The 13790-nt window shown below is 61.7% G+C and carries 12 protein-coding genes; 11 read left to right on the top strand and 1 reads right to left on the bottom strand.

What is annotated here, in order from left to right:
* Positions 1 to 40 precede the first annotated feature (40 nt).
* Positions 41 to 295 carry a hypothetical protein gene (locus tag GQX66_RS11115; protein WP_007952486.1) on the top strand — a complete coding sequence of 85 codons (255 nt, stop codon included), beginning with the start codon at positions 41 to 43 and terminating at the stop codon, positions 293 to 295.
* A 31-nt stretch (positions 296 to 326) separates the two neighbouring features.
* The gene (locus GQX66_RS11120; protein ID WP_102687875.1) at positions 327 to 896 is read left to right on the top strand and encodes a lipocalin family protein; all 570 of its coding nucleotides are present in this window, start codon (positions 327 to 329) and stop codon (positions 894 to 896) included.
* Positions 897 to 1069: 173 nt separating this feature from the next.
* Here GQX66_RS11120 and GQX66_RS11125 read toward each other — a convergent pair whose 3' ends face one another.
* A complete protein-coding gene (locus tag GQX66_RS11125; protein ID WP_236187867.1) occupies positions 1070 to 2434 on the bottom strand; it encodes a formimidoylglutamate deiminase in 1365 nt (454 codons plus the stop codon).
* Between the two features lie 146 nt (positions 2435 to 2580).
* On the opposite strand from GQX66_RS11125, the gene hutC reads away from it, so the two are divergent.
* The 9 genes from hutC (at position 2581) to hutH (GQX66_RS11170) (ending at position 13631) form a co-directional block, all read left to right on the top strand.
* A complete protein-coding gene (gene hutC, locus GQX66_RS11130; RefSeq protein WP_170844914.1) occupies positions 2581 to 3291 on the top strand; it encodes a histidine utilization repressor in 711 nt (236 codons plus the stop codon).
* Positions 3288 to 3857, top strand: a complete 570-nt coding sequence (locus GQX66_RS11135) for a HutD family protein (protein ID WP_085746393.1) — start codon at positions 3288 to 3290, stop codon at positions 3855 to 3857. Before hutC ends, GQX66_RS11135 begins: the two co-directional genes overlap by 4 nt.
* A 420-nt stretch (positions 3858 to 4277) precedes the next feature.
* A complete protein-coding gene (gene hutU / locus GQX66_RS11140) occupies positions 4278 to 5960 on the top strand; it encodes a urocanate hydratase (protein ID WP_039764719.1) in 1683 nt (560 codons plus the stop codon).
* Positions 5961 to 6037: 77 nt separating this feature from the next.
* A complete protein-coding gene (locus tag GQX66_RS11145; RefSeq protein WP_074689534.1) occupies positions 6038 to 7510 on the top strand; it encodes a cytosine permease in 1473 nt (490 codons plus the stop codon).
* A gap of 70 nt (positions 7511 to 7580) precedes the next feature.
* A complete protein-coding gene (locus GQX66_RS11150; protein ID WP_230734829.1) occupies positions 7581 to 8549 on the top strand; it encodes an ABC transporter substrate-binding protein in 969 nt (322 codons plus the stop codon).
* A gap of 84 nt (positions 8550 to 8633) precedes the next feature.
* On the top strand, positions 8634 to 9485 hold the full coding sequence (locus GQX66_RS11155; protein ID WP_007952475.1) for a proline/glycine betaine ABC transporter permease: 852 nt from the start codon (positions 8634 to 8636) through the stop codon (positions 9483 to 9485).
* On the top strand, positions 9482 to 10312 hold the full coding sequence (locus tag GQX66_RS11160) for a glycine betaine/L-proline ABC transporter ATP-binding protein (RefSeq protein WP_052266509.1): 831 nt from the start codon (positions 9482 to 9484) through the stop codon (positions 10310 to 10312). Before GQX66_RS11155 ends, GQX66_RS11160 begins: the two co-directional genes overlap by 4 nt.
* 145 nt (positions 10313 to 10457) lie before the next feature.
* Entirely contained in the window at positions 10458 to 11981 is a 1524-nt protein-coding gene (hutH, locus tag GQX66_RS11165) for a histidine ammonia-lyase (RefSeq protein WP_129972275.1), read from the top strand.
* A 117-nt stretch (positions 11982 to 12098) separates the two neighbouring features.
* A complete protein-coding gene (hutH, locus tag GQX66_RS11170; protein ID WP_085746396.1) occupies positions 12099 to 13631 on the top strand; it encodes a histidine ammonia-lyase in 1533 nt (510 codons plus the stop codon).
* The last annotated feature ends 159 nt before the right edge of the window (positions 13632 to 13790 follow it).

Below are 13790 nucleotides of genomic sequence, written 5' to 3' on the forward strand. Positions count from 1 at the left end.
TGGCGCCATGCCATCCCCCTTCCGTTCCAGGAGTTACACCATGTCGCTGCGATCTATCGCCCTGCTATCGTTTTGCGTGCTGTTGGCCGCATGCAGCAAGGTCAATCAGGAAAACTATTCGAAGCTCTCGGCCGGCATGGCCAAGGCCGAAGTGGAGACGCTGCTTGGCAAGCCCACCGATTGCTCGGGCGCGCTCGGCATGTCCAGTTGCACCTGGGGCGACAAGAACAGCTTTATCAGCGTGCAGTACGCCGGTGACAAAGTGCTGATGTTTTCCGGCCAAGGCCTGAAGTAAACCGGGGCTACGCGCCCACGGGAGAAAAACAATGAAGCGGTTATTGCTTGTCCTTTTGGCCGGCCTGGTATTGGCCGGCTGCGCCACGTCCGGTGAAGATCCGCTGGCGCCGAAGACGGTCAACAGTGTCAATCTCAAGCGTTACCAGGGCACCTGGTACGAACTGGCGCGTCTGCCGATGTATTTCCAGCGCAATTGCGCGCAATCAGAAGCCCGTTACTCCCTCAAGCCCGACGGTAATATCGCGGTGTACAACCGCTGTCTGACGGCAGACTGGAAGTGGGAAGAAGTCAAAGGCACGGCTTATCCACAGGTGCCGGGCAAGACCGACAAGCTGTGGGTCGAATTTGATACCTGGTTCTCGCGTCTGATTCCGGGTGTGGCGAAGGGTCAATACTGGGTGCTGTACGTCAGCGATGACTACAAGACCGCCCTCGTGGGCGACCCGAGTCGTCGCTACCTGTGGCTGTTGTCCCGCACGCCGACCGTCAACGGTGTGGTGCGTGAGGAACTGCTGAGCAAGGCGCGTCAGCAGGGTTATGACACCACGCGCCTGATCTGGCGTACTTCGGATCAGCAGATGGCCAAGACGTCCAACTGACTTCTCCTGTTCTGATCGTTCCCACGCTCCGCGTGGGAATGCCTCAATGGACGCTCTGCGTCCGCTTTTGGGACGCGGAGCGTCCCGGGCTGCATTCCCACGCAGAGCGTGGGAACGATCAGTAACAGAGGTGAAAAAAACCTGTGGAGGACAATCCCACAGGTTTTTTTGTGTCAGCCCAAAAGGTCTCGCAGGACCTGGGTAAAGGCGCGATTGCTGTCCTCTTCCCCGGCATGTCGCCCCTCGCGCACGACCCACTGACCGTTGACCAGCACGTCGCGCACCTGGCGATCGCCACCGGCAAACAGCCAGCGATTGAGAATCCCGTCACCGCTGGCCGTGGCCAGATAGGGATCGCTGCCATCGAGCACAATCCAGTCGGCCCGCTTGCCGACTTCCAGCGCGCCGATCGGCTGGCCCAGCGCCTGAGCGCCACCGTCCAGCGCCGCGTCATACAGCGTACGGCCGACCATCGGCTGATCCGCGCCATACAAGCGATTGCGCCGCTGATCGCGCAGACGCTGGCCGTATTCCAGCCAGCGCAGTTCTTCCACCACGCTCAACGACACATGGCTGTCGGAACCAATTCCCATGCGCCCGCCCTGAGCGATGAAATCCACCGCCGGGAAAATCCCGTCGCCGAGGTTGGCCTCGGTGGTCAGGCACAGGCCGGCGATGGCGCGACTTTTGGCCATCAGCGTGACTTCTTCCGGATTGGCGTGGGTCGCGTGCACCAGGCACCAGCGCTGATCGACTTCGGTGTTTTCGTACAGCCATTGCAGCGGACGACGACCGCTCCAGCTCAGGCAGTCATCGACTTCCTTCTGCTGCTCGGCGATGTGGATGTGCACCGGGCATTGCTGGTCGCTGGCCGCCAGCACTTCGCTGATCTGCTGCGGCGTGACCGCGCGCAACGAGTGGAAGCACAGGCCCAGCGACTGCGCCTTTTGCTGCGCCAGCAGGGGTTGCAGACGCGATTGCAGCTTCAGGTAATTTTCGGTGCTGTTGATGAAGCGGCGCTGGCCTTCGTTCGGGGTCTGGCCGCCGAAACCGCTGTGGCTGTAGAGCACGGGCAGCAAGGTCAGGCCGATGCCGGCCGAGCTGGCCGCCTGGCTGATGCGTAACGCCAGTTCGGCCGGGTCGGCGTAAGGCTGGCCGTTGTGATCGTGGTGGACATAATGGAATTCGGCGACCGAGGTGTAACCGGCCTTGAGCATTTCGATGTACAGCTGACGGGCAATCACACCGAGCTGGTCGGGGCTGATTTTTCCGACGAGCCGGTACATCAGATCGCGCCAGGTCCAGAAACTGTCGTTGGGATTGCCGGCCACTTCTGCAAGTCCGGCCATCGCTCGCTGAAACGCGTGGGAGTGCAGATTCGGCATCCCCGGCAGCAGCGGACCGCTCAACCGCTCGGCGCCGTCTGCAGTGGAATCGGCCTGGATTCGGGTCAGCACGCCATCGGCGCTGACCTCGAGACGTACATTGTTGGCCCATCCGTTAGGCAGCAGCGCGCGTTCGGCAAAGAAGGCGGACATGGTTCAGCACCCCATCGTGTGTTATTTGTATATACATATACAGACGTTTGCCTGCCCGGTAAACTCCGGCAAGCTAGCAACTTTCATCCAATGAACAGGGATCCACCGTGCCGACTCCGCCTCCAGTCTCCCCGTTGGCCGCGAACATGGGCGACAGTCCGGCGCCCTTGTACGCCCGCGTCAAACAGATGATCACCCAGCAGATCGACAGCGGTAACTGGCCGCCGCATTACCGCGTGCCGTCGGAAAGCGAGCTGGTCAGCCAGTTGGGTTTCAGCCGCATGACCATCAACCGCGCGCTGCGGGAAATGACCGCCGACGGCCTGCTGGTACGCATGCAAGGCGTCGGCACTTTCGTTGCTGAGCCGAAGAGCCAGTCCGCGCTGTTCGAAGTGCACAACATCGCGGACGAAATCGCCTCCCGTGGCCATCGCCACACCTGTCAGGTAATCACCCTGGAAGAAGAGGCCGCCGGTTCCGAGCGCGCGCTGGCGCTGGACATGCGCGAAGGGCAGAAGGTCTTTCACTCGCTGATCGTGCATTACGAAAACGACATTCCGGTGCAGATCGAAGACCGCTTCGTCAACGCGCTGGTCGCCCCGGAATACCTCAAGCAGGACTTCACCCTGCAAACGCCTTACGCCTATCTGAACCAGGTCGCGCCGCTGACCGAAGGCGAGCACGTGGTCGAAGCGATCCTTGCCGAAGCGTCCGAATGCAAATTGCTGCAGATCGAAAAAGGCGAGCCGTGCCTGCTGATCCGCCGTCGTACGTGGTCGGGTCGTCAGCCGGTGACGGCGGCGCGCCTGATCCACCCCGGTTCTCGTCATCGTCTGGAAGGTCGGTTTCATAAATGAAAGAGTTGAAGGTATTACGCGCCGAAGGCTACCCGCGCATGCCGTGGAAAAACGGCGGCGGCAGCACCGAGGAAATCACCCGTGACGCCGGCGCCGGTCTCGACGGTTTTGGCTGGCGTCTGTCGATTGCCGACATCGCCGAATCCGGCGGCTTTTCGACCTTCGCCGGTTACCAGCGAGTGATCACGGTATTGCAGGGCGACGGCATGACCCTGTGTGTCGATGGCGACGATACCCGGCCGTTGTTACCCCTCGACCCGTTTGCCTTCAGCGGCGAGAGCCAGGTGTCCTGCACCTTGCTCGGTGGCGCAATCCGCGACTTCAACCTGATCTACTCACCCCAGCGTTACAGCGCACGCCTGCAATGGCTGGACGGCGAACAGCGGTTTTTCAGTTCGGCGAGCACCGTGCTGGTCTTCAGCGTCAGTGAACTGCTGGAGGTCACGGTCGGTGACAGCGCCTCGCAACTCGGCCGCCATGACTGCCTGCAACTGGACGGTAACACCGGGCTGACCGAGATTGCCGTCAATGCCGGCTGCTGCGTGATCGAACTGTCCTCACGCTGATTCCTTCACACGCTCTGTGTGGGAACGATCAAAAACCGCTGCTTTGAACGCAGCGGTTTTTTTTCGTCCCGACGTTCCCGAAATGCGCACCAACTTGTTACCTAACGCCCCAGTGTGGCGCAAAACCACGCTTTCGTAACAACCTCTCGCTACCCTCAATCCACCCCGCGAAAAATTTCATGAATGCCAGAGCCCTTGATTCAGGCGCTTTCCAGCCCTGTCCGGGATTTTTGTTGAACGACCCTCCAACAAGTTGGCCGCTTGATTGCATATGCTTGTATGTACAAGTAAAGACGTATGCGTATGAGTCGATCGAGACTCTCCGCAGCGTCCACTGATTCGCTTGTCGCGCACTGATGCGCACAGGCTGCTTGCCCACTGCCAGGGTTGGTTTGAATTGATCGCTGAGGAGTCTTTTTCGTGACTGACAACAAAACCACTAAGTTTCGTGACGTCGAAATCCGTGCCGCCCGCGGCAACAAGCTGACCGCCAAGAGCTGGCTGACCGAAGCGCCGCTGCGCATGCTGATGAACAACCTCGACCCGGAAGTCGCCGAGAATCCGAAAGAGCTGGTGGTCTACGGTGGCATCGGTCGCGCTGCGCGTAACTGGGAGTGCTACGACAAGATCGTCGAGAGCCTGACCAACCTCAACGAAGACGAAACCCTGCTGGTGCAATCGGGCAAGCCGGTCGGCGTGTTCAAGACCCACAGCAACGCCCCGCGCGTACTGATCGCCAACTCCAACCTGGTGCCACACTGGGCGACCTGGGAACACTTCAACGAACTCGACGCCAAAGGCCTGGCCATGTACGGCCAGATGACCGCCGGCAGCTGGATCTACATCGGCAGCCAAGGCATCGTCCAGGGCACCTACGAAACCTTCGTTGAAGCCGGTCGCCAGCACTACAACGACAACCTCACCGGCAAGTGGGTCCTGACCGCCGGCCTCGGTGGCATGGGCGGCGCCCAGCCACTGGCAGCGACCCTCGCCGGTGCCTGCTCGCTGAACATCGAATGCCAGCAGATCAGCATCGATTTCCGCCTCAAGACCCGTTACGTCGACGAGCAGGCCAAAGACCTCGACGACGCGCTGGCCCGCATCGCCAAATACACCTCCGAAGGCAAGGCCGTTTCCATCGCCCTGTGCGGTAACGCCGCTGAAATCCTTCCGGAACTGGTCAAGCGCGGCGTGCGCCCGGACATGGTCACCGACCAGACCAGCGCCCACGATCCGCTCAACGGTTACCTGCCGGCCGGCTGGACCTGGGACGAATACCGCGCCCGCGCCAAGACCGAGCCAGCTGCTGTGGTCAAGGCCGCCAAGCAATCAATGGCCGTCCACGTCAAAGCCATGCTCGACTTCCAGAAAATGGGCGTGCCGACCTTTGACTACGGCAACAACATCCGTCAGATGGCTCAGGAAGAAGGCGTCGAAAACGCATTCGATTTCCCTGGCTTCGTACCGGCCTACATCCGTCCACTGTTCTGCCGTGGCATCGGCCCGTTCCGCTGGGCTGCGCTGTCCGGTGACCCGCAGGACATCTACAAGACCGACGCCAAAGTCAAAGAGCTGATCCCGGATGACGCCCACCTGCACAACTGGCTGGACATGGCCCGCGAGCGCATCAGCTTCCAGGGTCTGCCGGCGCGTATCTGCTGGGTTGGCCTGGGCCTGCGCGCCAAGCTCGGTCTGGCGTTCAACGAAATGGTCCGCAGCGGCGAGCTGTCGGCACCGATCGTGATCGGTCGCGACCACCTCGACTCCGGCTCGGTCTCCAGCCCGAACCGCGAAACCGAATCGATGCAGGACGGCTCCGATGCAGTCTCCGACTGGCCGCTGCTCAACGCGCTGCTGAACACCGCGAGCGGCGCGACCTGGGTTTCCCTGCACCACGGCGGCGGCGTCGGCATGGGCTTCTCCCAGCACTCGGGCATGGTGATTGTCTGCGACGGTACTGACGAAGCGGCCGAGCGTATCGCTCGCGTGCTGCACAACGACCCGGGCACCGGCGTCATGCGTCACGCCGATGCCGGTTACCAGATCGCCATCGACTGCGCCAAGGAACAAGGGCTGAACCTGCCGATGATCACCGGCAAGTGAACATCTGCGGGAGCGGGCACCCTCGCTCCCGCAGGGCCACAACAACAATAACCAGAACAATCCACAGAGGTTGAATCATGGCGGGCAACACCGATCGTGCAGGCAGTAAACCGTTGATCGAAAGGCGTTCGATCGACTATATCCCGGAAGCGGAAAGACACGGTCGTCTGTTCAGTCAGTTCACCCTGTGGATGGGTGCCAACCTGCAAATCACCGCGATTGTCACCGGGGCCCTGGCCGTGGTGCTGGGCGGCGATGTGTTCTGGTCGTTGATCGGTCTGCTGATCGGTCAACTGCTGGGCGGCGGGGTGATGGCGCTGCACGCGGCGCAAGGGCCGAAGCTTGGCCTGCCGCAGATGATTTCCAGCCGGGTGCAGTTCGGCGTTTACGGCGCGGCGATTCCGATCGTGCTGGTGTGCCTGATGTACCTCGGCTTCACCGCCACCGGGACTGTGTTGTCCGGTCAGGCGCTGGGCCAGTTGTTCGGGGTCAGCGACACCGTCGGCATCCTGCTTTTCGCCAGCGTCATCGTGGTGGTCACGGTGCTCGGCTATCGGGTGATTCACTGGATCGGCCGCATCGCCAGTGCCATTGGCGTGATTGCTTTCGTTTACCTGTTCAGCCGTCTGATGAGTCAGGTGGACGTCGGCGCACTTCTGGAAATCCGTCACTTCAGCTGGAGCAGTTTCCTGCTGGCGGTGTCGCTCGCGGCCTCCTGGCAGATCGCTTTCGGCCCGTACGTGGCGGACTACTCGCGTTACCTGCCGAGCAAGGTGTCTTCGGTGAAAACCTTCTTCGCCGCCGGTGCCGGTTCGGTAATTGGTGCGCAGGTGGCGATGATCCTCGGTGTGTTCGCGGCCGCTTCGGCCAACGGGCAATTCGCCGGTCATGAAGTCGCTTACATCGTCGGTCTGGGCGGGACCGGTGCCACCGCCGCGCTGCTGTATTTCAGCATCGCGTTCGGCAAGGTCACCATCTCCACCCTGAACTCCTACGGCAGCTTCATGTGCATCGCGACCATCATCAGCGGCTTCCGTGGCCACCTGACGGTTACCCGCATGCAGCGTCTGGTGTTCGTGCTGGTGATCGTCGGCGCGGCGACCCTGATCGCGCTGCTCGGCCAGCATTCATTCCTCGGTGCGTTCAAGTCCTTCATCCTGTTCCTGCTGGCGTTTTTCACGCCGTGGAGCGCGATCAACCTAGTGGACTACTACTGCATCACCCGCGAGCGCTATGACGTACCGGCGCTGGCGGATCCGAACGGTCGCTACGGCCGCTGGAACATCCTCGGTATCAGCGTTTACGTGTTCGGGGTGCTGGTGCAACTGCCGTTCATTTCCACCAAGTTCTATACCGGTCCATTGGTAGCGGCCCTGGGGGATGTGGATATTTCGTGGATCATCGGTCTCGTGCTGCCCGCAGCGCTGTACTACGTCTGCGCGAAAAAATGGCACGGCACCGTACCCGATCGACTGATTCTGCCCGTCGAGCAGGACAGCGTTGTACAACCTAAAACAAGCGGGGCCGGTCGCGCTGCGGCGCAGGCCTGATTTGGACGTGGACAGGGCTGGATGCCTCTTGACTGCCGTAAGCCAATTCATGATTAGGAGCGTCACAACAATGAAATCGAACAAGACCCTGCTGACCACCTTGCTTTCCATGGGCCTGCTGGCCAGCGCCGGCGCGACCCAGGCCGCTGGCTGGTGCGAGTCCGGCAAACCGGTGAAATTCGCCGGCCTGAACTGGGAAAGCGGCATGCTGCTGACCGACGTTCTGCAAGTGGTGCTGGAGAAAGGTTACGACTGCAAGACCGACAGCCTGCCAGGCAATTCCATCACCATGGAAAACGCCCTGAGCAGCAACGACATCCAGATCTTTGCCGAAGAATGGGTCGGCCGCAGCGAGGTCTGGAACAAGGCCGAGAAGGCCGGCAAGGTCGTCGGTGTCGGCGCCCCGGTGGTGGGTGCGATCGAAGGCTGGTACGTACCGCGCTACGTGATCGAAGGCGACGCCAAGCGCAAACTCGAAGCCAAGGCGCCGGACCTGAAAAACATTGCCGACCTGGGCAAATACGCTGCTGTCTTCAAGGACGCCGAAGAGCCTTCCAAAGGCCGCTTCTACAACTGCCCGGCCGGCTGGACCTGCGAGCTGGACAACAGCGAAATGCTGAAAAGCTACGGCCTGGAAAACAGCTACACCAACTTCCGCCCGGGCACAGGTCCGGCGCTGGATGCGGCGGTGCTGTCGAGCTACAAGCGTGGCGAGCCGATCCTGTTCTACTACTGGTCGCCAACCCCGCTGATGGGCCAGATCGACGCAGTGAAACTGGAAGAGAAACCGGGCGTCGACAAGACCGTGACCATCAAGGTCGGTCTGTCCAAGACCTTCCACGAGCAAGCGCCGGAACTGGTGGCCGTGCTGGAAAAGGTCAACCTGCCGATCGACCTGCTGAACCAGAACCTGGGCCGCATGGCGAAGGAACGTATCGAGTCGCCAAAACTGGCGAAAATCTTCCTCAAGGAACATCCTGAAGTCTGGCATGCGTGGGTGAGTGAAGACGCTGCCAAGAAAATCGACGCGGCGCTGTAGGTCGAATTCCTCCCGGCCAACCGAGAGGCTGGCCGGGGTGTTCGCCGCAATCGCTTGATTGAGTTTCCTGATTGAGAGCCGCTTATGTTTCCCGAAAGCTTTACCTTTTCCATCGCCGACTGGGTCAACGGTTGGGTCGATGCGCTGGTCACCAACTACGGCGATGTGTTCCGCCATATCTCCGACACCCTGCTGTGGGCCATCGTCAATCTTGAAGGCCTGCTGCGCGCCGCGCCGTGGTGGTTGATGCTGGCCATCGTCGGCGTCGTGGCCTGGCATGCGACGCGCAAAGTCGTGACCACCGCCGTGATCGTCGGTCTGTTGTTCCTGGTCGGCGCCGTCGGCCTGTGGGACAAGTTGATGCAGACCCTCGCGCTGATGATGGTGGCGACGGTCATTTCGGTGCTGATCGGCGTACCGCTGGGGATTCTCTCGGCGCGCAGCAATCGCCTGCGTTCGGTGCTGATGCCGCTGCTCGACATCATGCAGACCATGCCCAGCTTCGTGTACCTGATTCCGGTGCTGATGCTGTTCGGCCTGGGCAAGGTGCCGGCGATTTTCGCCACCGTGATCTACGCCGCGCCGCCGCTGATCCGCCTGACCGATCTGGGCATCCGCCAGGTCGATGGTGAAGTGATGGAAGCGATCAACGCCTTCGGCGCCAACCGCTGGCAGCAACTGTTCGGCGTGCAACTGCCGCTGGCCCTGCCGAGCATCATGGCCGGGATCAACCAGACCACCATGATGGCCCTGTCGATGGTGGTGATCGCCTCGATGATCGGCGCCCGTGGCCTGGGTGAAGATGTGCTGGTGGGCATTCAGACCCTCAACGTCGGACGTGGCCTGGAAGCCGGTCTGGCGATCGTGATTCTCGCAGTGGTCATCGACCGCATTACCCAGGCGTATGGTCGGCCACGGCATGAGGTGAGCAAATGAGCAACGCAACCGTGAGCAAGATCGAAGTCAAAAACGTCTTCAAGATTTTCGGCAACCGCGCCAAGGACGCCCTGGCGATGGTCGGCCAGGGCAAGACCAAGGATCAGGTGCTGAACGAAACCGGTTGCGTGGTCGGGGTCAACGACTTGTCCCTGAGCATCGGTACCGGCGAGATCTTCGTGATCATGGGCCTGTCCGGCTCCGGAAAATCGACGCTGGTGCGCCACTTCAACCGCCTGATCGACCCGACCAGCGGCGCGATCCTGGTGGACGGCGTGGACATCCTGCAATACGACATGGAAGCCCTGCGCGAATTTCGCCGGCACAAGATCAGCATGGTGTTCCAGAGCTTCGGCCTGCTGCCGCACAAGACCGTCCTCGACAACGTCGCCTACGGCCTGAAAGTGCGCGGCGAGAGCAAGCAGCTGTGCGCCGAACGTGCGTTGCACTGGATCAACACCGTGGGCCTCAAGGGCTACGAAAACAAATACCCGCACCAGCTCTCCGGCGGCATGCGCCAGCGTGTGGGTCTGGCCCGGGCATTGGCGGCGGACACCGACATCATCCTGATGGACGAAGCGTTCAGTGCGCTGGATCCGCTGATCCGCGCCGAGATGCAGGACCAGTTGCTGGAGCTGCAAAAGACCCTGCACAAGACCATCGTCTTCATCACCCACGACCTCGACGAGGCCGTGCGCATCGGCAACCGCATCGCGATCCTCAAGGACGGCCGCCTGATCCAGGTCGGCACGCCGAAAGAGATCCTGCACTCGCCGGCGGACGAATATGTCGACCGCTTCGTGCAGCGGCGGGCGGCGGTGGTCTGATCTGAGTTTTGCAGTGCACAGACTGGCCTCATCGCGGGCAAGCCCGCTCCCACAGGGATTGTGTGAGCAGCGGAGATTCTGTGGGAGCTGGCTTGCCAGCGATGAGGCCGGTGAAGCTGCATCAAAATTATGGTTGAGGTAAGTGATGTCCCAGGCTGAAAAAGTCGTTATCGCCGACGCTACGATGCGTTGGCAGGATGTGGTCGCAGTCGCCCGTCACGGAGCGCAGCTCGAGCTGTCGGCGCAGACCTGGGCGCGCATTGAAAACGCGCAGGGCATCGTCCAGCGTATCGTTGCCAGCGGCGAGCGCGCCTATGGTGTGAACACCGGTCTCGGTGCGCTGTGCAACGTTTCGCTGAAAGACGAGCAGCTCAGTCAGCTGTCGCGCAACACCTTGCTCAGCCATGCCTGCGGCGTTGGTCCGGTACTGGCCGACGAGCAGACCCGCGCAATCATGTGCGCCGCGATCCGCAACTACAGCCACGGCAAATCCGGCATTCATCGTCGGGTGGTCGAAGCGCTGCTGGCGCTGCTCAATCGCGGCATCACCCCGCAAGTGCCGTCGCAGGGTTCGGTGGGTTACCTGACCCACATGGCGCACATCGGCATCGCGCTGCTGGGCGTGGGCAATGTCAGCTATCGCGGGCAGGTGGTTTCTGCGCAGCAGGCGCTGGCCGAAGAGGGCCTGCAACCGGTTCAGCTCGGGGCGAAGGACGGTCTGTGTCTGGTCAACGGTACGCCGTGCATGACCGGCCTCGGTTGCCTGGCGATCGCCGACTCCACGCGTCTGCTGCAATGGGCCGACGTGATCGGCGCCATGAGCTTCGAGGCCCAGCGCGGCCAGATCGCCGCGTTCGATGCCGAGATCATTGCGCTCAAGCCGCATCCGGGCATGCAGCAGGTCGGCGTCAATTTGCGCGCCTTGCTCGATGGCAGTGAAGTGATTGCGTCGAGCAAAGGCATTCGCACTCAGGATGCACTGAGCATCCGTTCGATCCCGCAGGTGCACGGCGCCGCCCGCGATCAGCTGGAACACGCGATCAAGCAGATCGAAACCGAACTCAACGGCTGCACCGACAACCCGTTGCTGCTGGGCACGCCGGATGACTTCCGGGTGATGTCCCAGGCCAATCCGCACGGGCAATCGGTGGCGCTGGCGGCGGATCTGCTGGCGATTGCGATGGCCGAAATCGGCTCGATTGCCGAGCGGCGTCTGGATCGCCTGATCAACCCGCACGTCAGCGGTCTGCCGGCGTTTCTGGTGGCCAATCCGGGGGTGAACTCCGGGATGATGATCGTGCAATACGTCGCCGCGTCGCTGTGCGCGGAAAACCGCCAGTTGGCGCAACCGGCGGTGCTCGACAACTATGTCACCTCGGGCCTGCAGGAAGACCACTTGAGCATGGGCACCAACGCCGCGCTGAAGCTGCACCGCGCGCTGGAAAACTGCACGCAGATCCTCGCCATCGAATACCTGCTGGCGGCCCAGGCGTTTGAATTCCTCAAGGAACAGCGATTCGGCGCCGGCACCGATACCGCCTGGCGACTGCTGCGCGAAAAAGTCCCGGCCTACGATCAGGACCGCTGGCTGGCGCCGGACATCGCCGCTGCTGCAGGCGTTCTGAAAGACCCGGATCTGCTGCACAACGCATTACCCAATCTGCACTGACAACTACCCATACCAGCGTGCCAAGGCGCGGATCGTCCAAAAGACGAGAGGCGACGGATAACGGAATGCTCCGGAGCGACTGGTAGTTAATAACAATGCCTCAAAAGGAGCATTTAAATGACTGCGCTGAACCTGATCCCCGGCCAACTGAGCCTGGCCCAACTGCGTGACGTTTATCAGAACCCGGTCAAGCTGACCCTCGACAACAGCGCCAGCGCGCAGATCGAAGCCAGCGTGGCCTGCGTCGAGCAGATCCTCGCGGAAAACCGCACCGCCTACGGCATCAACACCGGTTTCGGCCTGCTGGCCTCCACCCGCATCGCCAGCGAAGACCTGGAAAACCTCCAGCGCTCGCTGGTGCTGTCCCACGCCGCCGGCGTCGGCCAGCCGATCAGCGATGAGCTGGTGCGCCTGATCATGGTACTCAAGGTCAACAGCCTCAGCCGTGGTTTCTCCGGCATCCGTCGCGTGGTGATCGATGCGCTGATCGCCCTGATCAACGCCGAGGTTTACCCACACATTCCGCTGAAAGGTTCGGTCGGTGCCTCCGGCGACCTGGCGCCATTGGCGCACATGTCGTTGGTGCTGCTGGGTGAGGGCAAGGCGCGTTACAAGGGCGAGTGGATGGAAGCGACCGAAGCGCTGAAAGTCGCCGGTCTGACCCCGCTGACCCTGGCGGCGAAAGAGGGTCTGGCGCTGCTCAACGGCACTCAGGTGTCCACCGCATTCGCGTTGCGTGGTCTGTTCGAAGGTGAAGACCTGTTCGCTGGCGCACTGGCGCTGGGCGGTCTGACGGTGGAAGCGGTGCTCGGCTCGCGTTCGCCGTTCGATGCTCGCATCCACGCCGCCCGTGGCCAGAAAGGCCAGATCGACGCCGCTGCCGCTTACCGCGATCTGCTGGGCGAACGCAGCGAAGTCTCCGACTCGCACCAGAACTGTGAAAAGGTGCAGGACCCGTACTCGCTGCGTTGCCAGCCGCAAGTCATGGGTGCGTGCCTGACCCAGTTCCGCCAGGCCGCCGAAGTGCTGGCTGTCGAAGCCAACGCCGTATCCGACAACCCGCTGGTGTTCGCGGCCGAAGGCGACGTGATTTCCGGCGGCAACTTCCACGCCGAGCCGGTAGCCATGGCCGCTGACAACATGGCCCTGGCCATTGCCGAAATCGGTTCCCTGAGCGAGCGTCGTATCTCGCTGATGATGGACAAGCACATGTCGCAACTGCCGCCGTTCCTGGTGGCCAATGGCGGCGTGAACTCCGGCTTCATGATCGCCCAGGTGACCGCTGCGGCCCTGGCCAGCGAGAACAAGGCGCTGTCCCATCCGCATTCGGTGGACAGCCTGCCGACTTCTGCCAACCAGGAAGACCACGTGTCGATGGCCCCGGCCGCTGGCAAGCGCCTGTGGGAAATGGCTGAGAATACCCGCGGGATTCTTGCGGTGGAGTGGCTGGCGGCGGTGCAGGGGCTTGATCTGCGCAACGGCCTGAAAACTTCGGCCAAACTGGAACTGGCCCGAGGGATTCTGCGTCGCGAAGTGCCGTTCTACGAGAAGGACCGCTTCTTCGCGCCGGATATCAATGCAGCGACCGAGTTGCTGGCGTCGCGGGTTCTGACTGAGCTGGTTCCGGCGAAACTGCTGCCTAGTTTGTAAGCGTTTTTCGAGGGGGATTTTTGTCGTCCGGGAAACCGATCCCCCTCACCCCAGCCCTCTCCCCCAAGGGGGAGAGGGGGAAAGGGAGCAGATCTTCATCGTTTTCAGAACCTGAGTTCGACTCAAGAATTTCAGGTCGATGTACCTCGAAAGAGCAAC

The organism is Pseudomonas sp. B707 (assembly GCF_022496685.1).
GTDB lineage: Bacteria > Pseudomonadota > Gammaproteobacteria > Pseudomonadales > Pseudomonadaceae > Aquipseudomonas > Aquipseudomonas paraglycinae.

Bases quoted from the DNA above. Each gene is read 5' to 3' on its own strand.
- GQX66_RS11115 (WP_007952486.1), top strand. From the start codon at position 41: ATGTCGCTGCGATCTATCGCCCTGCTATCGTTTTGCGTGCTGTTGGCC.
- GQX66_RS11120 (WP_102687875.1), top strand. From the start codon at position 327: ATGAAGCGGTTATTGCTTGTCCTTTTGGCCGGCCTGGTATTGGCCGGC.
- GQX66_RS11125 (WP_236187867.1), bottom strand. From the start codon at position 2,434: ATGTCCGCCTTCTTTGCCGAACGCGCGCTGCTGCCTAACGGATGGGCC.
- hutC (WP_170844914.1), top strand. From the start codon at position 2,581: ATGGGCGACAGTCCGGCGCCCTTGTACGCCCGCGTCAAACAGATGATC.
- GQX66_RS11135 (WP_085746393.1), top strand. From the start codon at position 3,288: ATGAAAGAGTTGAAGGTATTACGCGCCGAAGGCTACCCGCGCATGCCG.
- GQX66_RS11145 (WP_074689534.1), top strand. From the start codon at position 6,038: ATGGCGGGCAACACCGATCGTGCAGGCAGTAAACCGTTGATCGAAAGG.
- GQX66_RS11150 (WP_230734829.1), top strand. From the start codon at position 7,581: ATGAAATCGAACAAGACCCTGCTGACCACCTTGCTTTCCATGGGCCTG.
- GQX66_RS11155 (WP_007952475.1), top strand. From the start codon at position 8,634: ATGTTTCCCGAAAGCTTTACCTTTTCCATCGCCGACTGGGTCAACGGT.
- GQX66_RS11160 (WP_052266509.1), top strand. From the start codon at position 9,482: ATGAGCAACGCAACCGTGAGCAAGATCGAAGTCAAAAACGTCTTCAAG.
- hutH (WP_129972275.1), top strand. From the start codon at position 10,458: ATGTCCCAGGCTGAAAAAGTCGTTATCGCCGACGCTACGATGCGTTGG.
- hutH (WP_085746396.1), top strand. From the start codon at position 12,099: ATGACTGCGCTGAACCTGATCCCCGGCCAACTGAGCCTGGCCCAACTG.